Raw genomic sequence first — 21,947 nt, 5'->3', positions numbered from 1 at the left:
ACTTATCTCCCTATCTATTGTTTTTATCAAAAGCCTGCCGAAGCGGGAACGCCAGATCCATAATCCCGATAATGATCATCGGCGGGAACAGCACGATCGGAACGGCTACGAGAAACGGAACGATCGGATGCCATTTGCGCAGATGCGTGAGATAAAAGAAAAACCCGAGCGCCTGGATCATAAAGCAAATCTGCAAAAGCGGCGTCGCATTGGCCACGATCATTTGAAGGAATCCGTTGTCCGTTCCCCGGCTTGCGAAATCCAGAATGACAATGATCAGGTAATACCAGATCAAAGAACGCGGCAGCTTCCACTCGCGGGCCTTCTTCATGGCAGGCACCGAGAAACCCATACTGTTTAATATAGGACGGGCCAATGCATGGGTGATCACCGTCATCAAAAATGCGCTGATAATCATGGCGAAAGGAACCATTCTCATCGTCATTGCGCTCAAAACGTCCGTCTGTTCCTGAGTCCAGGTCATTTTCCCGGCCAAACCGCCGTTTACCCCCATCTCTTTCAGAGGGGCTGTCGTCACTTGCACAATTTCATCCACGTATTGGCCCAGATTCAACTGGAAAAAGGCAGTTCCGATCATTAGTAGAAGCAGCAGCTCAATCAGCATCGTAGCCATCCCGAATTTCAGCACGCGCATGGCGGGTGCCCGTTTACGGTATCCATACCCCATCATCAGACCGGGAATAAGGAAATAAGCGGCCATCAGGACGTAGACCGGGTGAATCAAAGCCACCGCCAGCCAGACAGGCGCTACATGGAATATGAAGGATTTTACATTAAGTGCCGCGAACAGGATTGCAACCGGCAATACGAGAAGAAAGGCGGTTACAATCGAAAATGGTGTGAGTAGCGAGAGCAGCAGAAGCAGATAAATCACACTCCATGCCGCCGTAGTCCAACGCTGTTTCAAATATGTTCACCTCTTACGCAAATGTTCTTCAAGCGTGGAAATATCCTGATACCAATCCTCTAACTGATGCCCTTCCTGCTTATGCTTTTTCAATTTTTCAATCAAGAGATCATCCAAATCGCGATAGGACATTCCGAGTCTGCGGCCAAGTATGTAGGAACTCATCATCAGGCTGGCCAGACTATCGCCCACCTTCGTCGTGCTTCCTTCCCATAGCGCTTTAAACAATCGGGATACATTATCGACCAATTCGGTCTTGAGCCACTCAATTACTTTGGCACGTTTAGCCACATCCAAATCCTTCGGCATGTTTGGCAAGTCCCATCTCTCCCTGAAAAAGCTTTATTCTCCATTATAGCACAAAAGACCGATGCCCACACAAAGCCCCATGGAGGCCTCTTTATCTACAGCACAGGCCCGCATCACCATAAAACAATGACGGCAGGCCTATGTAAAAATGCGTGTTGATTATGCCTTTGAAACGTATTCCTGCTGCATGCTGATCAGGGCTGCCGGTTTATGTGATTGCCGCCACTGTCAGGATGCCCCGTGGGATTCCATCGTTTCCTCTCTCGATACAAATTTTTCGCAGTATTCAATGATCTGGCTCCGCCTCACAATGCCGATGAACCGGTTCATATCGTCAACTACCGGCACGAAGTTCTGAACCTTGGCCAGATTAATCAGATCTTCCATATTCGCTTCGATCGACACCGGCTTGATTTTCATGCAAAGCGGAACGTCTTTCAGCAAAAATTTGGATGCATTCTCAAATGTAATTTTTCCATCCGAGTTTTTCATGTGCCACAGAAGGTCGCCCTCTGTCACGGTTCCCGCATACTGGCCGTCCTTATCCAAGATGGGCACAGCCGTGTAGCGGTGATATTCCATTCGCTCCAGCGTCTGCCGAAGCGTGGAGTCTAACGTCAAGCAGATGACTTCCTGTTTAGGCAGCAAAAAAAACGCGATATTCATAATTTCGAATCCTCCTTATGAGCCTTAGCGTGTGACAAGTCAGTAATGCGACAAGGATAAAGGGTGCCATTAGATAGCTATGCTATATGCCTCGTACATATTGAGCGTTAATTGCAAGCGCTTTATTTTTTCTTGCGTAATTCGGCGGATACGGTTCCAAGAAGGACAGAAAATCAGCAGCCAGGCAATCCGGACTGCTGATTGAAATAGGATTACACGCTATATCGATCCGGAATGCCGGAGTCTGTTTATCTCTGCGTCTTGCTTCCTTACTTGACCGACTCCTCGGATTTTTCCGGTTTCATCAGCTGAGCTTCTGGTGTATCGGGGTTCATCCAATTGTCAATCATCTCTCGCGCCTGCCGAACGTCTTGTTCGTTAGCCTGATTATAATAAATGCCATTGATCCGCATGCCTTCGCCCATAATCGTAAAGCTTGCGATCTCCGGTTTTCCGCCGGACAGGAGCTGTTTGGCGAGGTCGATGATAAATTTGGGCTGCATGTCCGTTTGGAAATTGTCGCCCATAATTTCGATCAGTTCCGGCACTTTTCCGATTTGGTCGATTTGCATCAGCCGTTTGGCTGCCGCATCCAGGAAAACCTGCTGGCGCTTGGTGCGGTTAAAATCGCTGTCTTCCCGGTAGCGCACGTAATTCAGGGCGTCTTCACCCATATAAATCGGCTGATTGGCTTTAACGGTAAACTTCTCGTGGTCTTTCCCTTTGTTCACGATATCCTTGCCGATTGGCAGCTCCACGCCGCCCATGGCATCAACAACATCCTTTAACCCCTGGAAATTGACCGATGCGTAATATTCGATTTTTTCATCCAGGAAAGCTTCCATGGTGTCCTTGGCCATCTGATGGCCGCCGAAAGCATAAGCATGCGTTATTTTGTCCTTCTTTCCCTTGCCAACGATATCGACATAGGTATCGCGGGGAATGGAAACCAACAACACGTTGGATTCCTTTGGGCGAACGACCGCCAAAATCATCGTATCCGAACGGGCAGGCTCATCCTTCCGCTGGTCGCTGCCCAGCAGCATGACATTAAAAGGTTCGCTTTGGAGCACCACAGGCTCGGGGGCCTGCTCGCTCTTCAGCGGTTTGTACGATTTTTGCAGCGAGCTTTCCACTTTATCCGCCATAAACAGATCAAACGCCAGTATGGCCAATTGCGTGCGGAACAGATAGCCCAAACCGCCAACGAGCACAACTGCCGCAAGCGTGATATATATTACTTTCCTTTTCATGAGTTAGATTCCTTCTTTTTTATAAAATATATTAAATAAAATGATGGAGTGAATTAAACCAAGGATACCGGAAGCAACTGCTCTCTTTGGCTCGCCTCCCTTCCTATTAAACGGTTATGCGTTCTTCTGACGCACGACCTAAGACCTGTTTTTTAGGGTACAGGCTTGAGCAGCACATGCTCTATTGTAAACCACATCGGTACTTTCTGTGAAGTGTAAGGCAGCAGTTCCATAATTCTACCATTTTTGTTCAAAGAATTCTTCTCGGTATATTAATGAAAAAGAGCCGCTCTGGGCCCCATAACCTGGAACCAATCATTCAGCCGCTCTTTCAGGGTAAGAGTTTTGGAAAAGCCATAGTCAAACAGCTTTCGTGTTTCTTCAAACCGCGCTTCCTTGCTTTTGGTGCCGAGGACCACGGCAATCAGACGGCTTCCTCCCTTTTCGGCCGTGCCCGTAAAGCAATATCCGGCTTTTTCGGTATAGCCCGTTTTCAATCCGTCCGTGCCTTCATATGAATAAGGACCGGCTAGGGAGGGAAGCATCCAGTTTGTGTTGCTTAAATACAACTCGCGTCCCGTCAGCTTCATTTGCGTCTTGCTCGATGTATTAAGAATTTCAGGATGTTGATGAATGAGGTGCGCTGCAAGCTTTGCCGTATCGTGCGCCGTCATGCGGGTCTCTTTCGCGGGATCGCGCGGTTCACTCGAAGAGCGGCTTCCCATCTCCATGCCTGTTGCATTCATAAAATTCGTCCGGGTGGACAGCCCGAGATCCTCTGCCTTCCGGTTCATGATCTTCACAAATTTAGCCTCGGAGCCGGCAAAATGCTCCGCCAAAGCTACAGCCGCATCGTTGGCCGAATAAACCGCCATGCTTTGAAACAGCTCGCCGACGGTCAATATGTCTCCTTCGTTCAGGGATAGGCCTTCCCCGCCGACGCCGCTCGCATAGCGGCTCACGGTCACCTTCTCGTCCCATGTATGGGCCCCTGATCTGATCTCATCCAGTATGATAAGCTCGGTCATCAATTTGGACATGCTTGCGGGAGGCAAAGGAGTATCGCCGTTGCGGCTGAATAAGATGCGTCCCGTATTCAGGTCCATCAAGACAACCGCCTTGGCTTCTACATTCGGTTTGATGCCGATTCGTTCTGTATTCGCTGAAAAAACAAGCCCTACAGGGATCATTATAAGGATAACTATAACAAACCATAACCACCGTTTTTTCATATGAAAGCCCTCCATACTATTAGACGGTTTAAAGGCCCTTTTGGTCTGCATTTTTTCAAAAAAATAATTATTTTTTTAGATGAATAAACATTGGGCTTATGAAAAATTGGCGCATCGTATCCCGGCAGTAAAACGACTATATCTTCCCACAGGTCTCCCCACCTAAGAAACGTCATCTTTCCACCCGTACTTGCGAGCCCGATAGACTTTCACCGTACAGATGACGCCATGCCTGGCGTACGCTAAAACAGCGCTCAGGTTTCCCTGGCGCTGTTTATGAATCATGATAAAGGCATCATTCCAAGATTAAGCAAAATGGCAGGCGACAAAATGGTTATCGCCCATATTGCGGTATTCCGGCGCCTGCTGCTTGCATATATCGGACGCAAGCGGACACCGGGTATGGAATTTGCAGCCTGATGGAGGATTCGCCGGGCTAGGAATATCGCCTTTCAAAACGATTCTCTCCCGCTTCAGCGTCGGATCCGGAACCGGAATCGCGGACAGAAGCGCTTTGGTGTAAGGATGAAGCGGATTGCGGAACAATTCTTCCTTGCTCGCCATTTCCACCATCGATCCCAGATACATAACCCCGATGCGGTCGCAGAGATGCTCAACCACGCTGAGATCGTGAGAAATAAACAGGTACGTCAGCTGTTTTTCCTTTTGCAGGTCGCTGAGCAAGTTGATGATCTGGGCTTGAATCGATACGTCAAGCGCGGATACCGGCTCATCGGCTACGATAAATTCCGGATTCATGATCAGGGCGCGGGCAATGCCGATCCGCTGGCGCTGACCGCCCGAGAACTCATGCGGATATCGATCATAGTGGTATCCGGAAAGCCCGCAAATTTCCAATGTCTCAATGACGCGCTGTTTCAGTTCTTTCCGACTGATCATTCCGTGATCCAAGAGAGCTTCGCCGATTGCATCGCCGACTTTGATCCTCGGATTCAGCGAGCTGAACGGATCCTGGAAGACGATCTGCATTCTAGGTCGCAGCGCACGCATTTTTTCCTTGGGCAGCTGATGGATATCCTGACCGTTAAAGATAACTTTTCCTTCCGTTTTCTCAAGCAAGCGGAGCAGCGTCCGGCCGATCGTGCTTTTACCGCAGCCCGATTCGCCTACAAGGCCAAAAGATTCGCCTTTGTTGATGGTGAAGCTGACATCGTCAACAGCCTTTACGTTGCCGACTGTGCGCTGAAAGATACCCCCTGTGATGGGAAAGTACTTTTTAAGATGATCCACTTCTATCAGAGCTTGGCTCATTGTGCTTTCCCCTCCTCTTCATACAGCCAGCAGGCTACTTTATGCCCGTTCGGATCCGTACCGAGCGGAGGCTCTTTTTCAACGCAAATATTCATGCAAAACTCGCATCTGTCGTGGAAGTGACAGTTGTCTCCAAGCTCGATCGGGTTCGGAACCTGACCCGGAATGGAATACAGGCGTTCCTTTCTCTGGTTGATGACCGGCTTCGCCTTTAGCAAACCTTTGGTGTAAGGATGCTTCGGATTTTGGAACAGTTCGATGACCGGCGCTTGCTCGATCACTTTGCCGGCATACATAACGACAACATAATCCGCCATTTCCGCAACGACGCCCAGATCGTGCGTAATCAGCATGATGGAGGTGTTGAATTTCTCTTTAATGCCGCGCATCAGGTCGAGAATCTGGCTTGAATGGTAACGTCCAGCGCCGTTGTCGGCTCATCCGCAATCAACAGCTTCGGATTGCAGCTCAGCGCGATAGCGATCATGATCCGCTGACGCATGCCGCCACTGAGCTCGTGGGGATAGGACTCGTAAATCTTCTCCGCACGTGGAATGCCGACCAAGTTAATAAGCTCAATCGCCCGATTGCGCGCTTCCTTTTTATTTACAAGCTGGTGAAGCATAATCGGCTCGATAATTTGCTCGCCGATCGTTAATACCGGGTTTAGTGAGGTCATCGGCTCCTGAAAGATCATCGCGATATCATTACCGCGGATCCGGCTCATATCCCGTTTGTCCAATTTCAACAGGTCATTGCCTTCAAACAGGATTTCTCCCCCCGTAGGAGGCGTATCGATCAACCGCATGAGTGACATGGCCGTTACACTCTTGCCGCAGCCGGATTCACCGACCACGCATACCGTCTCGCCTTCTCGTATCTTAAAGCTGACATCATCAACGGCTTTAATGATGCCTGCAGATGTATGAAAATGCGTTTTTAAATTTCGGAATTCAACTAAATCTTTTGCCATGTCGCATCTCCTACTTCTTCATTTTTGGATCCAGAGCGTCGCGGAGTCCGTCACCGATCAGGTTGATCGCAACGACCGTGATCAGGATACACATGCCCGGCGGAATCCAAAGCCAAGGTCTCTTTCGGAAATCGATCAAGTTGTTGGCAGCGGAAATCATGTTCCCCCATGATGGTGTCGGAGGTACGACGCCAATGCCAAGGAAGCTTAGAGCGGATTCCGATATGATAGCGGATGCCACGCCGAGCGTTGCCGATACGATGATGATCGGAATGGTGTTCGGCAGCAGGTGACGGAAAATTTTACGTCGGTCGCGAAGGCCAAGCGCCTCCGTAGCCTGCATGAATTCCTGCTCGCGCAGGGTCAGGATTTGGCCTCGGACAAGGCGCGCCAGTCCGCTCCAGGCAAGGATACCGAGAATGAGCATCAGGAAGTAAATCCGGTCCGCAGGGTCAACCTTCAAGTCGGACAGGATCGCGCCCATAATGATCATAATCGGAAGGGATGGCAGGGCCATGAAAATATCCGCCGTACGCATGATGACGGTATCCACACCTTTGCGGTAGAAACCGGCCAAAGCTCCTAAAGTGGCTCCGATGGCAACAGAAATTCCCGTCGCTACCAGTCCGACGGTAAGGGAAATCCGGCCGGCCAGCATCAGACGGAGCAAAACATCCCGTCCCAGCTTGTCCGTACCAAGCCAATGCTCGGCGCTCGGCGGCAGGTTTTTATTCCTAATGTTCGTTTCCAACATATTATAAGGCGAAAACATCGGCCCGAAAACACAAATTAAAATCATGATAATCAATATGAAAAGTCCAATCAGCGCCAGCCTGTTTCGGGTAAAACGTCGAATCGCCACCCTCCACGGAGAGTCCGGCTGCTTTGCGGGGACTTGGATTTTCGTGTCAAGAGGTGCAGCCTCCAGGGACAAAGTAATCTCCTCCTACTTTAAACGGATTCTTGGATCTGCGGTTCCATACAGTACGTCGGAAATCAGGTTTCCGATCAGTGTCAGAACAGCCAGGAAAATCGTAAAACCTAGCATAAACGGATAGTCGCGCATACTGATCGATTCTAGATAAACCTGACCGATACCAGGCCATACAAACACTTTTTCCAGAATAATCGCACCGCCGAACAAAGCCGGCAGTTCAAAGCCCATCAAGGTGATTGCAGGCAATAACGCATTGCGAAGCGCATGCTTGAAAATAACCGTGCGCTCTTTCAATCCTTTTGCCCGTGCGGTTCTGATGTAATCCTGGCGAATAACCTCAAGCATACTTGTACGGAAATAACGGGTTAAGCTTCCTGTGCTGAGCATGGTTAGGACAAGCGTAGGCAGGAAGGCATGTTCGGCAATATCCATCATATGAGACCAGCCTGTTGCATTCGAGCCGGCTGTTGTCATGCCGCCGACAGGGAACCACCCGAGTTCAAGCGAGAATACTTTGATGAGCAAGAGACCGATAAAGAATGAAGGTAGAGACATACACAGAAATACGATTAACGTTACCATCTTGTCAAAGAATGAATACTGAAATTTGGCCGAGAATACCCCGGCAAAAACGGCTATGATCCAACTTAGCATTAAACTGAAAAAAGCAATGATGAATGAGTTCCATACATAATTGCCTATAACTTTCGTAACCGGCTGTTTGTGCTGGAGAGAATCCCCCATGTTACCTGTTAGCATATTCCCAGCCCATGTGAAATACCGTTCCACGGGCGGCTTGTCTAAACCGTAAATAGCCCGAAGCTCGGCTTTTTTCTCGGCCGTCATAGTCGGACTGTTCTTGGCAGTGATATAGTCGCCTGGCACCATAGCGGATATGGCAAAGACAAGTATGGAAATCCCGATCAGCGTCGGGATCATCTGCAGCAGCCTCCGGACAATGTACTGCTTCATATTATTCCTCCCGGCATATAAGTGGATATGCCCAGCTCGAGTGAGCTGAGCATATCTTTCCTGATGTTATTGTTGAAGTTCTGCTTGATGCACACTGTATGTGAAATCTTTGAAAGCGGTAATGTCCAGACCTGTAACGCGGCTGTTGATTACCCAGCCATCCCGTCTTTGGTAAATGAACAGGTTGGGAAGGTCCTTGTTCAATTCCTGGTACATTTCTTTATAAATCTTTTTACGCTCTTCAAGATCGAGGGTGTGCTTACCTTTTTTCATGAGCTCGTCGACCTTTTTGTTTGAGTAGCCAATATCATTCTGAGATCCGCCAGTAATATACACCGTATTATCCGGGTCTGGAGTCAAGCCCCAGGCTGCGAAGAACATGTCAAACTCGCCTTTATCTTTCTTATCCATAATGGCGTTGAAGTCTAGCGTCTCCGCTTTGATTTCAATGCCCAAGTCTTGATAGTTTTGAGTCATAATCGGAAGAAGTGCCTCTATTACTTCACTGTCTGCTGTGGCAGAGAAATCAATCGTAAATTTCTTTCCGTCTTTTTCACGGATGCCGTCAGCGCCAGCTTTCCAGCCAGCTTCGTCAAGAAGCTGCTTCGCTTTTTCAGGGTCAAACTCGTATGGATCGATATTCTCATCCGTATAAGACCATGATACGTCCGACTGAGGAAGATTGATCGGGTTAGCATATTTACCGAAGATACCTTCAACGATATCTGCTCGGTTCAAACCATACATCAACGCTTGACGCACTTTCTGATCTTTAAACTTGTCAAGGTTGTGGTTAAATGCAATATAACCATATCCATTTGTTTTAAAGAGGTTCAAGTCAAGGAAACCCATGGCCTTAACTTCTTCCACGCTATCATCACTAACTGTAATCATGTCTACATCAACTTCACCGGATTGCAGCATCGAAAGCCTGGTTTCAGCGGTAGTGGATTTGTAAACCAGGTTTTTGATTTTCGGAGCGCCTTTGAAATAGTTCGGGTTTGCTTCGAATACAACTTCTTGTCCCGGAGAGAACTTTTTCAAGATGTAGGGTCCGCTACCAAGTGGTTTGTCATTAAGGGCTTTCAGGGAATCCATATTGCCCTTCTTGAAGTTTTTGCCGTAGTAATGCTCAGGAACAAAAGCGACATCTCCCAAGACGTCACGCGTAAGTGCAGTGGCCTCAGTTACCGTAATCTCAACCGTGTTATCATCAATGACTTTAATCCCTGAGATTTCATCTGCCTTACCATTTTTATATTCTTCGCCGCCTTTAATCTTATAGGAAAGCATGTCGGTTTCACCGTCATAGCTTGGATCGTGCAGAACCTTCATTGCAAATACATAATCTTTTACAGTTACAGGCGAACCATCGCTGTATTTTACGCCAGGCTTCAATTTGAATGTATATTTCAAGCCATCCTCGGAAACATCAACACTCTCGGCAAGTCTTTCGGTATACGTACCGTCATTGGTAACTTCCAGGAAAGTATCAAAAATCGTTTGAACAACAAACTTGTCATAGGCAGTTTGCCAGAAGAATGGACTGAATACCCCTTTAGGAGAGGTCATACCAATAATCAACGTATCTTTGCGATTGAGAGCTGTTTCTGGGTTGGCTGAAGGATCTTCAGCTTTAAAATAACCCTCGCTGTCATCTCCACCTTCTGCCGGAGGGCTTTCTTCTTTTTGCCCCTCTTCGGTTTTAGGCGTTTCTTGTGCAACTTTTTCCCCCTGTTTCGGCTCTTCAGTCTTGCTGCCGGAGCATGCTGCCAACACAGAGATGGCTAGCAACATGATAACCAGCAATAGCGACATTCTCTTTTTCATGCTAATCCTCCTTCTAAAAATATGTTGCTTATAAATTATCAGGGCAATTTGGAAATCACCCTTAAATAATTACAGAAAGTTATGAGTACAGAATGTCAGCCATATAATGTGAGCATGTCGAAATACCAGAAAATATACCAATGGTCAATTAGTTCCAAAGTCTCTAACAATATTTTCTTCTCTGTAAAATTAATGTTATGATACGTGTAAAAATAGGTGACGTCAATTACTTTTTCGAATTTTTTCTAAAAAAAAATGTTTTCTGCCGCGCGATTTGGTTTATAAAAAGGGTTTGTATTTCGAATTTAAATAAAATAAATTTTCAGAAAATATGGAAATTTACTTGTTTTGTTTATAATATTTTCATTTTATTTCAAACTATCTCTATTTTTTTTGATTTTGATGTCATATTATGTGACGCGTAAATCTCTAATGCTGATGAATTTTGTCGATTCGGGTGATGCATTTTAAATCTGGGTCATGTTAAGGGCATAAAGCCTAACCCAAACGTCCCTATCCCGTCTTCAATCTGGTATTTACGTGTCATATTTAATACTGATTTTACATTTCTTAGACGACAAACAACCCGACAATACATATCGGGCTGTTTTTAAGGTCTTATATTCTCACTTGAAGTTATAGATCGCTTACGAAAGCTCAATCAAGACATACGGAACAACAGGCTTTTGGTTTTTCTCATGCATTCCTTAAGGATACATCACTAAACACTTTTTACCCAAGCCGTTTTTATGTCCATCTCCTCAATGCACTGTCGATCATCATGGTTGTCGTTAGCTACGAGAGGAGTTACCGGGTAAATTCTCATGGGTCCATGATATGTTTTGAGCAGCCTTTCCATCTGATACACGTTTTCCGTTTCCGGATGAAGCCATGCCTCCATATCTTCCGTGGATAAAATAGCCGGCATCCGGTCCTCAAATTCTCGAATCGACTCGTTCGCTCGAGACATCAACATGGTACAGGTTCTGGTATCCTCGCCCTTTGCATTCCGCCAGGTCTCATATAGACCCGCCACGCCAAACAATTCGTTATTCGGCAAAACCACGCGTACGGCATAACTCTTCTTTCCGACCGTTCTCCAGTAATATAAGCCATTGCACGGAATGACGCAGCGTCTTGTGTCCAATGTCTTTCGATATGTCGGGTTTTGATGAACCGCATGCAAATCGGCATTTACCGCATCTTTTCCCCAATACGGGACAAGCCCCCAACGAAATTCATCCAATACGCGTTCTCCCTGATCCCGAATAATTACGGGCATCGTTTGAGTCGGACTGATGTTATACCGGTTCTTGTAGTAATACATCACCCGGTTGATTCCAAAATGCTTGCTCACTTCTTCAAGGTCCGCCGACATCGAAAACCGTCTGCACATGTCCCACTCCTCCTTTTCCTTATCGTTTGGATAAAAGAGGAATAATATGCATGGTTTTCGTGTCCACTGTGAATAGACAAATGTTTATGTTCCTAGAGTGACTATTCTGCGTCAACCTAATCATCATTGCTTTTCTTCTATATATATGTCCTATGGAAGAAGACAATTAGGGTATGAATTTATCTTTGAAGCCGGTGTGGATGCGGTTGATATTTGAATGTTCAGTTTGTGCACTATTTATATAGAAGAAACTCGAATTGTCTTTATTTTAAAAGGTTTGAATATTACACAAAAGAGCGGGCGGATTATTCCGCCTTATTTGGTTCATGATCATTTAATTATTAGTTTAATTTTAATTTATGTATTCGGAAGAAAGACGATGTCCACTGGAGAAGAACAAAACGACTCGATTAAAATATTATTAACCTATGATAGAAATGATCTATAAGTTACTTTATATGTACGCTTGTCCTTTCAGAAAGGACAACAACTATCTTAATTAAACGCATGGGACCGATCCACCTTCTTGGATTGAACAGAAAGCAGACACCAATGTGCATTACTCTCCAAAAAAAACAGCCCAACCAATTGGCTGAGCCGCTTTCCTTCACAGAGAACCTTACTCTGTAGTGTATGGAAGCAATGCGATTTGACGGGAGCGTTTGATCGCAATCGTCAGAGCACGCTGATATTTTGCGCTTGTTCCAGTCACGCGACGTGGCAAAATTTTGCCGCGTTCGCTGATGAACTTTTTGAGCAAGTCTGTATCTTTATAGTCAATGTGAGTAATTTTATTCACAGTGAAGAAACACACTTTACGACGCTTGTTGCGGCCGCCGCGGCGTGCCGGTCTTTTGTCGTTGTCTCCGCCTTCTCTTTGCTTAAAAGCCATGCTTTGTCAGTCCTTCCTTATTAAAATGGCAAATCATCATCCGAAATATCGATCGGTTTTCCTTCATCGGAAAAAGGATCCTGATTGTTGCGCGAGTAATTGCTGTTTCCACGGTTTCCGCCGCTGGTGCCGCTTCCCCCGTTAAACGGTGATTCCTCACGATTTCCGCCGCCTCCGCTGTTATCACGGTTCGATTCCAAGAAACGGACATTATCGGCAATGACTTCGGTGACGTATACACGCTTACCTTCGTTATTTTCGTAATTCCGCACTTGAATGCGCCCTTCCACAGCCGTCAGACGGCCTTTACGCAGATAGTTGGCACACGTTTCAGCAAGCTGTCTCCAGGTAACGACCGGAATAAAATCCGCTTCGCGTTCCCCGCCTTGTCCGGTAAACGGACGATCAACGGCAAGCGTAAACTGTGTAACCGCTACTCCTGCTGGCGTATAACGCAGCTCCGGATCACGGGTCAGCCGGCCGATCAAAATGACACGGTTCAACAATCCAATCCCCTCCTTAGAACGAATTCATTACAAAATCCCTCGGTCTTAGGCTACGTCGTTCGTGATGAGATAACGAATAACTTCGTCGGAAATTTTCATGATACGCTCAAGCTCGGTTACAACTTCAGGTGTTGCGTTGAAGTTTACCAGAACATACACGCCATCACGGAATTTCTTGATCTCATACGCAAGACGGCGTTTACCCATTACGTCGTGTTTTGTAATTTCTCCGCCGTTGGAGATGATGCCTTGGAATTTTTCGACTGCAGCTTGAACAGCTTCTTGCTCAATGTCAGGACGAATAATGTACATCACTTCATATTTGCGCATAACTTTCACCTCCTTATGGACTTCGGCCCCCAATCCAGTTGGGAGCAAGGAGCGAGCGTAAACTCGCACCATAATACTATATCAGAACGGATGATCGGATGCAAGTTTCTTTTCAAGCCATTCATCCTTTAGCCTTCCGTTTCATTCACCTATCATCCCCAGACCCATGTTTCCTCCTTCCGCTCATTCCCTGCCATGTTTCACGGGAACAAGGTACAACCTAAGAAAGCAGTTCATTACATTTATAAAAGGAGGTTTCACGATGGGTGAGCGGAGTGAATTCCATGGCGGTGAAAAAGCGCCCAATAACGGCGTTTACATCGAAGTGGGTCTAAACGACCACATTATGGGGATCGAGGACCCCCAGCAAGTTAAATTGAAACGGGGCGAAAAGTTTCCGGATAACACGAATAGCGATCGTGTCTGGATGAACAAAAGACGGGTGCAGCCGAAATAAATTTATTTTTCATGCATAACGGTTTGATAAATGCACACAATATCATCAGGCGGTGCAATGAGAGAGGTGTGGTTCCGTTGGACAACGCAGCTGAATTGCGCATAGGATCTGACTCTGCACAGGTAGCATGCGGAGGGAATTAGCAGGAAGCTTGACCGTTAGGACAAGTGAAAGGCTGTTGACCAAGGTATTGCGAACGTGTTTGGTTAAAGATTCATATTTCACAGCGCACCGCCTAACCAGTGGAAGGACCCATTAGGGTCCTTCTTTCACGTCCCTGTATTTTATATCTCAACTTCCATTAACACTTGTGGATCCAGACCCGATAGCGTTGTCGGTTTATCATCGTCTGATATCAGAAACCAAAAGCCTCCTGCCCATTGGACAGGAGGTTCACTGATTATTTTATTCAATGATGAAGGTGGCGGAAAGGGTGGGATTCGAACCCACGCACGCCTTGCGACGCCTAGCTGATTTCGAGTCAGCCCCCTTGGGCCTCTTGGGTACCTTTCCGCAGCACGATTGATTATAACATGTTCTTGCGATTAGGTCAATACTTTCAGCAGGTAAATAACTTTATTTTGTACCGAGCGAAGCTCCCAGCGCCCGCTCGTGCTTGGCGTCGCATGATGGCAGTCAACCACATATCGTTATTCCTCGGCATTTCCTTCATTTTCTGCCGCTGACCGAAGTACTTTTTTCATGTTTTTCTCGAACTTGGCCCGTGGGATAAGCACGCTATGCTGACATTTCGTGCATTTGATCCGTATATCCATCCCCATGCGTATGATTTCCATTTCGTTGTTTCCACACGGATGAGGCTTTTTCATCTGAACGATGTCCCCCAGTTGAAATACCTTTCGTTCCATGTTCCTCGCCCCTTTCCCGCTCAAAACTTATGAGCCAATTATAGTTTCGAATCTTCATATAGTTAAGGTATGCTCTCTCCCTCATCCTAAAACGATGATCTTTCTCTACCATTATCCTTGAGAGGATTGCCGAAGTTCCTCTTCTTCCAACGCATGTTTGATTTCCTTAAAAATCTCCCTCTCTACGATTTCCCTAGAATTCGGATTGCATTCGGCCGCAATCCGGACAACGTATTCGGAGGTCGTCAGAGACTGGATACCGAGTACTTCCGGATCTTGAGCCAATTGGAGCTACGCTCCCCGATTCCCTGAAGCGCACGCCGGATTAGCGATATCGTTTCATCCACGCGCTTTTCGTTTTTAACCGGCAAGTCTACCACGGCAAGTGAATTGGACAAAGAGTAGTTTGTAACGCTCGTTATCAACCCGTTCGGAATAATATAGGTTTCCCCATTGAGCCCTTTTATCCGCGTTGTCCGTAGGCCTATCACTTCTACCGTGCCTCTGAACTCTCCGCTTTTAATAACATCTCCTACGGCAAACTGATCCTCGAAGATAATAAAAAAGCCCGTTATTACATCCTTGACCAAACTTTGCGCGCCAAAACCGATCGCCAGACCGAGCACGCCGGCACCGGCCAGCAGCGGCCCCAGCTCAAAGTTGAACTCGGACAGAATAATCAGAATCATAACGAAATTACATACGACGGAGGTTACATTTTTGAGCAGTTCGCCAACGGTGACAAACCGGCGCGGATTCACGCTGATCCGGCTTTTTTGCTGCCTTTCCAAAAACCGGTCGATCATTCGGTAAACAACCCGGATTACTATACGCGTCAGCAGAAATATGACAAATATTCTAATAGAAGCAAAAAGCACGGACATCCACATATCCATATCCGTTACCCACTTCCAAAACTTCTCGCCCATATTGACGGCCCCCTCTATACCTTGGCCGATGTTCGTTTCTTCTTCAGCCAGAAAAACGTTCATCATCAATCTCCCTCCTGCTTTTCTAAGATGTTTATGTAGTTCCCCAGATGATTTCGGGCAAAAACCCCTCTGATCTCCACCCTTTCTTCCGTAATGATCCTTTGAACCTCTTGCAGTGCCAATTCGGGAAACTGAATGGATAACGCGCAGCCGGCGGTTATCTCTTTTGGCGTTGGAAACAAATCTATTTCAATGTCAGCGTAATCCAGCAGCATTTCGGCCCGCAGCGCTTGCTGCGTGGAATCAAAAGCGATCAGCATGATCCCGTCCACTTGCCCCTCCTTCCCCTATCTCTATTTCATATAGGTTGCCATCGTTTATGAATAGAATCACCTTTCTTATTCCAAAAAATCGATTTTCACTACTAAGAAGGCGTGATAAACCATAGGCGCATTAATCAGAGCTTAGGAAACTATGCGATGTAGCCAAACCCGGTTCGCACTAAAAATAGGGTTAATCCCATTGCTATCCTATTTATCTCCTGATCCCCCCATTTTCAAAAAGATATCTTTTCGAAAGGTCTCAACAAGTATAAAAACATTCTTTCATCCATATACTGTTACTACTATCCGCAGACGAAAGGAAGATTCTATGAAACGTTTAGCGAATAACCCGTCTCTTCAGGAGTTTTCAAGCTTAAAAATACCACATACCGATCCCGAAATCCATTCCGCTATTATACATCGTCTGCTCTACCATCTCTCCGCGGGGGTCCAACGCCGTCCGATTATCGTTGTCTGCATCGGCACAGACCGTTCTACCGGAGACTGCCTGGGTCCTCTGGTAGGTACATCCCTGGCCCGATATAACAGCTCCATGTTCCATCTCTATGGCACTTTGGACGAGCCCGTTCACGCCATGAACTTGAAAGAAACGCTCACGTCCATTCATGAAACCTACGACAACCCTTATATCATCGGTATAGACGCCTGTCTCGGCCAATCTTCCAGCGTAGGCTCCATACAAGTGTCAGAGGGCCCTCTCCGCCCTGGTGCCGGCGTACATAAAGAACTGCCGCCGGTCGGCGATATCCATGTTACGGGCATCGTCAATGTCGGCGGCTTTATGGAATACTTCGTATTGCAGAACACTCGTCTCAGTCTTGTCATGAGACTATCGGACATCATCGCAAACTGTCTTTTCTGTGCCATGAAAGAATGGCATCGTTCTAATTTTCTTGCAGCGCAAGATGTATAGCTTCCTTTTCCTCTGGAGATAGCGGATGCTGGGATTCACGGTTAGTTAATGGCTTGGCGTATACGAAAGAGCTCTCCCGGTTATAAAGCCCGGTCAAAACTAACCCATCCCCTTTTTCGCTCACTAGGGCGATCGAGAAGCTCAAGTCATTGCCCCGTTCACCAAAAGCGTTGTAACGCACAATTCCCGTCTTGGTTTTGATCCCCTTCAGGGTTTGACCAATACGTTCAAGCTGTGATCGATGATTTTCTTGTTCTTCTCCAATGGCATCCATTTCAACTTTAAGATTGAGGAGCAGTGTTTCAAGATCTTCCACCCCGCTGCCGGACATCATCGTATCATATTTACGTCTCATTTTACGCAATTTGAATCCCTGCACCATCACAATGATCCACAAAAGCAGGATGATAAAAACCATGCCGACGACAAACCAATGAAGCTGTTCCAGAATCAATCCATTCAATTCAGACATACTTGTTCATTCCTTCTCCTCAATCTCGATCTGCCGATCAAGCCAATATTTCGGCCATGGCATTTACCATGATGTCTATATCCTCTTTACTTGTCTTCATCCCCACGCTGGCCCTAACCGCGCCAGTTTTTTCCGTGCCCGAGGCATTATGGGCTAGCGGCGTGCAGTGCAATCCTGCGCGCACAGCTATTCCGTATTCCCTATCCAACTTAAATGCCAACATGGCGGATTCCATTTTTTCCACCACAAAAGATATCATGCCCGTTCTTGGTTTGCCAAGCTCCGGACCAAGCAGCCTAACACCTTTTAATGAACCCAGAACCTCCATTAAAGCCTGAGTCAACTCCCACTCATGCCTATAGATTTGCTCTGGCGTTCGGTCAATCACGATGGCCGTTCCTGCCTGAAGACCAGCAAACCCTATGGTATTAGGAGTGCCGGCTTCATACCGATCAGGTCTCACGGATGGCTGATCCACCGCTTCGGATTGTCCGCCTGTTCCGCCATGGAGCAAAGGCTCCAAGTCAATTTCCGGAGATACATAGAGTCCTCCTGTTCCTTGCGGTCCAAGCAATCCTTTATGGCCAGGAAAAGCAAGCATGCCGATGTTCATTTCCTTTACGTCAATGGCGAGCATTCCAGCGCTTTGAGCAGCATCCACCAGCAGTACGGCACCACGCTTCACCGCCATTTCGCCAATCTCGCCAATCGGCAGTATGGAACCAAGCAGATTAGAGCTATGACTGCATACCACCAAGCGGGTGTTCGCGCAAAATGCTGCCTCAACCTCTTTCAAGTCGATATTCCCTTCAGCGTCTACAGGCACATAATCCACCATCACCCCTTGAGTCCGTCTTAAAAACTCAAGCGGCCGTCTTACGGAATTGTGTTCAATCATGGAGGCAATGACATGATCACCCGGTTTTAGAAACCCCTTTATGGCAAGATTGAGCGCCTCGGTTGTATTGGAAGTTAAGACGATATCATTAGGATTCCCCACCCCAAACAAACCCGCCACCGTTTTACGAGCATTATACAGCACTCTTGAAGCATTCACCGCCATGCGGTGGCTTCCTCGTCCGGGATTTGCCCCGGCGTCCTCCATCGCCTGCAACATAGCCTCAAACACTTCAGGGGGCTTAGGCCAAGAAGTAGCCGCATGATCAAGATATACAACCGATTTCATGTTGAATTCACATCCTCCTCAACCTGCACGTAAGGAAACTACCTCTTTCACTCCCATGAAAACCGGGATTTTTTTGTACGAAACCCAACGCCCAAAAAATCGCATCCAATCCGCAGAGCGTATACTTATCATTCCATCTAAACACTCTACTAATTCAGCAAATGATTCTCACAACTTCGACCAGTGCTGCGCCTTTGAAACTTCCGACCAGAACAAAGGCAACGTTCCAGGCCGTTGCCCCACCTTTTTTTCATTCAAAGATCAAGCGACTGCTTTAAAGTTTTTATTGCAGCAATTCCAGCAACCTCTCCAAATCCTGTTTACTGTAATAATTGATTTCAATTTTGCCTTTATCTTTATTATGTTTAATTTTCACCGTTGTTTTGAAGTGCTCCCGCAGGTTTTCCTCTAAATGGTCAATGTACGGATCGCGCTTTTTCACTTTTACTTTATCCTTCTCTTCGGACTTGCGATCCAAGTTTTTAACCGCTTCTTCCAGCTCGCGGACGCTCCACTCTTGTTCCACGCACTGCTTCGCCAGCTGTTTAACCAGAACGGGATCTTTCAAGCCAACGATAGCTCGCGCATGTCCCATAGATAATGTTCCACGTGAAACATTTTCTTTTACTTCTTCCGGCAAAGACAACAATCTTAAAAAGTTGGCAATATGGGAACGAGACTTACCCACCTTTAAAGAAAGCTCTTCCTGCGTCAAGGAAAATTGTTCCATCAGGCCTTGATACGCAACCGCAATCTCCATTGCATTGAGATTTTCGCGCTGCAAATTCTCTATGAGGGCAATTTCCATAACCTGCTGATCGCTGAAGGATCGAACTACTGCAGGGATAGTAGCTTTACCGCAGTATTGGGAAGCTCTGAACCGCCGTTCGCCAGCGATGATTTCATAGCCCTTAAGCACACTTCGAACAATGATGGGTTGAATAACGCCATGCTGACGAATCGACTCGGCCAGCTCCTGAATCGCTTCATCATTGAACGTTTTGCGAGGCTGATAAGGGTTAGCCCGCAGTTGGCTCAATGGTATCTCTACGACCTTATCGTCCTCGTTTATAGACAAGGAAGGAATAAGCGCATCCAGCCCTTTTCCTAAACGTTTACTCATAAGAGATCACTTCCTTTGCCAATTCCAAGTATACCTCCGCGCCTTTGGAACGGGGGTCGTAAGTTATGATCGATTGCCCATGGGAAGGCGCCTCACTCAATCGTATATTCCGTGGAATGATGGTCTTATAGACTTTTTCTTGAAAATACTTTTTGACTTCTTCGATAACCTGAATGCCCAGATTTGTACGAGCATCCAACATGGTAAGCAATACGCCTTCTATTTTTAAAGAAGTGTTCAGATGCTTCTGGACCAACCGTACCGTATTCAGCAATTGGCTCAAACCTTCCAATGCGTAATACTCACACTGGATCGGAATAATGACGGAATCTGCAGCCGTCAACGAATTAATAGTCAAAATCCCCAATGACGGAGGACAATCGATCAGGATGTAATCATACATCGGTTTTACGAGGGCAAGCGACTTTTTCAGCCTCACCTCACGGGATATCGTAGGTACCAACTCGATTTCCGCACCCGCCAACTGAATCGTAGCCGGAATAATGTCCAAACCTTCTATGTTCGTCGAACTAATGGCATCCTTCGGATGAACATCATTGATGATAATATCGTAAATGCAGTTTTCAACATCTGCTTTGTTAATACCGACGCCACTTGTCGTATTGCCTTGGGGATCGATATCCACCAACAGCACCCGTTTGCCAAGCGAAGCCAGTCCAGCGCCCAGATTGACGGAAGTCGTTGTTTTCCCGACACCGCCCTTTTGATTTGCTATGGCAATTGTTTTTGACACTATTTTCACCTCAATGTAGGAAGACTCTTCTAGTAGGGTGCAAAAGATGATATACAGCATTCTCCTTTTGCCGTATAGTGGACATTTGGAATTAGACCGCTCAATGAAAGGCGGCACCGGAACGGTTAAACGCAATCCGCTGGGTTCGGACACGAAACCATTTTTTGAAGATATAAGTGCAACAAGTCCGGATTGATTTCTTCCTCATCACGCTAAAATACAGCTCCAAAAAATGCGATCTGTCTTCCTAGGAGGTACTGTGACTAGTTTCTTCTTAGGTCAACAGAAAAAGCGGCACGATGAATACCGCCTTCACGCTTTCATGTCTTTATCTCATTTTAAAGGTAGCTTTATCGTTTCGGGATTTTAATGACAATCTCATAATGATCTTCGTGGTCATTCTCGGTAGTCTTGATCGCCATTCCCGATCCTGAAACCATATCAATCGATTGACGAATGGTATTCAAAGCCAACCGTACATCTTTACTGTAAGAAATCCGTTTGGATTTTTTGATCGTGGTTACTTCTTTATAAAAAGCTACACGAGCCTCTGTTTGTTTAACATTCAATTCCTTGGCAATGATTTCGCCCAATACTTTCAACTGGGTCTCCTCATTATCCAATGAGAGTAATGCCCGTGCATGGCGTTCTGTAATCTTTCGCTCCATAAGAGCCGTCTTCACTTCGTCCGGAAGTTGAAGCAGCCGGATTTTGTTGGCAATAGTGGATTGGCTTTTACCAAGGCGCTGAGCGAGGCTTTCCTGAGTCAGTTGATGAAGATCAATCAGCTTCTGATAAGCAACCGCCTCTTCAATGGATGTCAGGCCTTCACGCTGCAGGTTTTCAATCAAAGCAATAGAAGCAGCCTGGGAATCATTGAAATCCCGTATAATGGCAGGGATGGTTTCAAGACCCAGCTTCTTGACAGCACGCCAACGACGCTCTCCGGCAATAATTTCATACACGCCGTTACGGACACGTACGACGATAGGTTGAATAACGCCATGGGTTCGAATCGTCTGAAGCAGTTCGTCGATCTTCTCGTCATCAAAAATCGTTCGCGGCTGGTATGGGCTGCTTACAACCTCATTCACCGGAATCTGCTTCACTTCATCCCCGGGTGTTGTTTTTTCCGCCGTTAAGCCAAACAACTTCGAAAATTGTTCTTTCATTCCGTATATTACCACCTAATTTCATGATAGCATGGACGACGCCACTGCTTTCTGCCAACCATTCGCTCGTCGGCAGCCAGCATGGAGAGCACAAGAAGCCATTTCGCCATGAAAAAGTCATCTCAAGCGCTTTCTCGGCTCAATCTCACATGCAAGCCAGGCATTTCCCTGCAAAAAGCATTACTTTCTTCATGACATCAGCAAAAGGGCCGGTAAATGTCCGACCTCC

General features: G+C 46.7%; 23 protein-coding genes, 1 tRNA gene and 1 pseudogene. 2 read left to right on the top strand and 23 right to left on the bottom strand.

From position 1 onward, the window contains the following. Positions 1 to 10 precede the first annotated feature (10 nt). The 14 genes and pseudogenes from XI25_RS07285 to rpsF form a co-directional block, all read right to left on the bottom strand. Complete coding sequence (locus XI25_RS07285) at positions 11 to 928, bottom strand: DUF2232 domain-containing protein (RefSeq protein ID WP_046678016.1); 918 nt, start codon at positions 926 to 928, stop codon at positions 11 to 13. Positions 929 to 934: 6 nt separating this feature from the next. After that, positions 935 to 1,237: a MazG-like family protein gene (locus XI25_RS07280; RefSeq protein ID WP_200901400.1), complete on the bottom strand. Its 303-nt coding sequence runs from the start codon at positions 1,235 to 1,237 to the stop codon at positions 935 to 937. Between the two features lie 228 nt (positions 1,238 to 1,465). Next, positions 1,466 to 1,903 (bottom strand): CBS domain-containing protein, encoded by a 438-nt coding sequence (locus XI25_RS07275; protein ID WP_046678014.1) that lies wholly within the window; start codon positions 1,901 to 1,903, stop codon positions 1,466 to 1,468. A 269-nt stretch (positions 1,904 to 2,172) separates the two neighbouring features. Beyond that, positions 2,173 to 3,156 (bottom strand): LCP family protein, encoded by a 984-nt coding sequence (locus XI25_RS07270; protein ID WP_046678013.1) that lies wholly within the window; start codon positions 3,154 to 3,156, stop codon positions 2,173 to 2,175. 272 nt (positions 3,157 to 3,428) lie between these two features. Continuing rightward, complete coding sequence (locus XI25_RS07265; protein ID WP_046678012.1) at positions 3,429 to 4,388, bottom strand: D-alanyl-D-alanine carboxypeptidase family protein; 960 nt, start codon at positions 4,386 to 4,388, stop codon at positions 3,429 to 3,431. Between the two features lie 306 nt (positions 4,389 to 4,694). Continuing rightward, entirely contained in the window at positions 4,695 to 5,660 is a 966-nt protein-coding gene (locus XI25_RS07260) for an ABC transporter ATP-binding protein (RefSeq protein ID WP_046678011.1), read from the bottom strand. After that, positions 5,657 to 6,633 (bottom strand): annotated as a pseudogene (locus XI25_RS07255) (ABC transporter ATP-binding protein). The gene XI25_RS07260 and the pseudogene XI25_RS07255 overlap by 4 nt, the downstream one beginning before the upstream one ends. A 10-nt stretch (positions 6,634 to 6,643) precedes the next feature. Continuing rightward, complete coding sequence (gene opp4C / locus XI25_RS07250; protein ID WP_046678010.1) at positions 6,644 to 7,567, bottom strand: oligopeptide ABC transporter permease; 924 nt, start codon at positions 7,565 to 7,567, stop codon at positions 6,644 to 6,646. Positions 7,568 to 7,579: 12 nt separating this feature from the next. Next, on the bottom strand, positions 7,580 to 8,542 hold the full coding sequence (locus tag XI25_RS07245) for an ABC transporter permease (RefSeq protein ID WP_046678009.1): 963 nt from the start codon (positions 8,540 to 8,542) through the stop codon (positions 7,580 to 7,582). Positions 8,543 to 8,608: 66 nt separating this feature from the next. Further along, the gene (locus XI25_RS07240) at positions 8,609 to 10,372 is read right to left on the bottom strand and encodes an ABC transporter substrate-binding protein (RefSeq protein ID WP_046678008.1); all 1,764 of its coding nucleotides are present in this window, start codon (positions 10,370 to 10,372) and stop codon (positions 8,609 to 8,611) included. Positions 10,373 to 11,093: 721 nt separating this feature from the next. After that, positions 11,094 to 11,768 (bottom strand): SOS response-associated peptidase, encoded by a 675-nt coding sequence (locus XI25_RS07235; RefSeq protein WP_046678007.1) that lies wholly within the window; start codon positions 11,766 to 11,768, stop codon positions 11,094 to 11,096. A 619-nt stretch (positions 11,769 to 12,387) separates the two neighbouring features. After that, on the bottom strand, positions 12,388 to 12,660 hold the full coding sequence (rpsR, locus tag XI25_RS07230) for a 30S ribosomal protein S18 (protein ID WP_006207333.1): 273 nt from the start codon (positions 12,658 to 12,660) through the stop codon (positions 12,388 to 12,390). Positions 12,661 to 12,680: 20 nt separating this feature from the next. Further along, entirely contained in the window at positions 12,681 to 13,166 is a 486-nt protein-coding gene (ssb, locus tag XI25_RS07225; RefSeq protein WP_046678006.1) for a single-stranded DNA-binding protein, read from the bottom strand. Positions 13,167 to 13,211: 45 nt separating this feature from the next. Then, positions 13,212 to 13,496 (bottom strand): 30S ribosomal protein S6, encoded by a 285-nt coding sequence (gene rpsF / locus XI25_RS07220; protein ID WP_046678005.1) that lies wholly within the window; start codon positions 13,494 to 13,496, stop codon positions 13,212 to 13,214. A 262-nt stretch (positions 13,497 to 13,758) separates the two neighbouring features. On the opposite strand from rpsF, the gene XI25_RS07215 reads away from it, so the two are divergent. Next, positions 13,759 to 13,953 carry a YjzC family protein gene (locus XI25_RS07215; RefSeq protein WP_046678004.1) on the top strand — a complete coding sequence of 65 codons (195 nt, stop codon included), beginning with the start codon at positions 13,759 to 13,761 and terminating at the stop codon, positions 13,951 to 13,953. Between the two features lie 422 nt (positions 13,954 to 14,375). Here XI25_RS07215 and XI25_RS07210 read toward each other — a convergent pair. The 4 genes from XI25_RS07210 to XI25_RS07195 all read right to left on the bottom strand — a co-directional run bounded on the left by XI25_RS07210 (position 14,376) and on the right by XI25_RS07195 (position 16,074). After that, positions 14,376 to 14,466 (bottom strand) — tRNA-Ser (locus XI25_RS07210). A 137-nt stretch (positions 14,467 to 14,603) separates the two neighbouring features. Further along, complete coding sequence (locus XI25_RS07205; protein WP_046678003.1) at positions 14,604 to 14,822, bottom strand: DUF951 domain-containing protein; 219 nt, start codon at positions 14,820 to 14,822, stop codon at positions 14,604 to 14,606. A 245-nt stretch (positions 14,823 to 15,067) separates the two neighbouring features. Next, positions 15,068 to 15,817, bottom strand: coding sequence for a mechanosensitive ion channel family protein (locus XI25_RS07200; protein ID WP_327204740.1), 750 nt, complete (start codon positions 15,815 to 15,817; stop codon positions 15,068 to 15,070). Beyond that, positions 15,817 to 16,074, bottom strand: a complete 258-nt coding sequence (locus tag XI25_RS07195; RefSeq protein WP_200901399.1) for a DUF3343 domain-containing protein — start codon at positions 16,072 to 16,074, stop codon at positions 15,817 to 15,819. The genes XI25_RS07200 and XI25_RS07195 overlap by 1 nt, the downstream gene beginning before the upstream one ends. A 331-nt stretch (positions 16,075 to 16,405) precedes the next feature. On the opposite strand from XI25_RS07195, the gene yyaC reads away from it, so the two are divergent. Next, positions 16,406 to 17,011 carry a spore protease YyaC gene (gene yyaC / locus XI25_RS31945; RefSeq protein ID WP_082112249.1) on the top strand — a complete coding sequence of 202 codons (606 nt, stop codon included), beginning with the start codon at positions 16,406 to 16,408 and terminating at the stop codon, positions 17,009 to 17,011. Here yyaC and XI25_RS07185 read toward each other — a convergent pair. The 5 genes from XI25_RS07185 to noc all read right to left on the bottom strand — a co-directional run bounded on the left by XI25_RS07185 (position 16,983) and on the right by noc (position 21,718). Beyond that, on the bottom strand, positions 16,983 to 17,483 hold the full coding sequence (locus XI25_RS07185; RefSeq protein WP_046678001.1) for a DUF4446 family protein: 501 nt from the start codon (positions 17,481 to 17,483) through the stop codon (positions 16,983 to 16,985). The two genes, yyaC and XI25_RS07185, sit on opposite strands and share 29 nt — an antisense overlap. Before the next feature lie 37 nt (positions 17,484 to 17,520). Continuing rightward, the gene (locus XI25_RS07180; RefSeq protein ID WP_046678000.1) at positions 17,521 to 18,669 is read right to left on the bottom strand and encodes an aminotransferase class V-fold PLP-dependent enzyme; all 1,149 of its coding nucleotides are present in this window, start codon (positions 18,667 to 18,669) and stop codon (positions 17,521 to 17,523) included. 283 nt (positions 18,670 to 18,952) lie between these two features. Further along, positions 18,953 to 19,792: a ParB/RepB/Spo0J family partition protein gene (locus XI25_RS07175; protein ID WP_046677999.1), complete on the bottom strand. Its 840-nt coding sequence runs from the start codon at positions 19,790 to 19,792 to the stop codon at positions 18,953 to 18,955. After that, positions 19,785 to 20,546: a ParA family protein gene (locus XI25_RS07170; RefSeq protein WP_046678048.1), complete on the bottom strand. Its 762-nt coding sequence runs from the start codon at positions 20,544 to 20,546 to the stop codon at positions 19,785 to 19,787. Before XI25_RS07170 ends, XI25_RS07175 begins: the two co-directional genes overlap by 8 nt. Before the next feature lie 350 nt (positions 20,547 to 20,896). Next, a complete protein-coding gene (gene noc, locus XI25_RS07165; protein ID WP_046677998.1) occupies positions 20,897 to 21,718 on the bottom strand; it encodes a nucleoid occlusion protein in 822 nt (273 codons plus the stop codon). Positions 21,719 to 21,947 lie beyond the last annotated feature (229 nt).

The organism is Paenibacillus sp. DMB20 (genome assembly GCF_000987955.1).
In the GTDB taxonomy this organism is placed as follows: Bacteria; Bacillota; Bacilli; order Paenibacillales; family Paenibacillaceae; genus Paenibacillus_AQ.
Note: the sequence above shows the minus strand (reverse complement) of the source record. Positions and strands in the feature narration are given on the sequence as shown.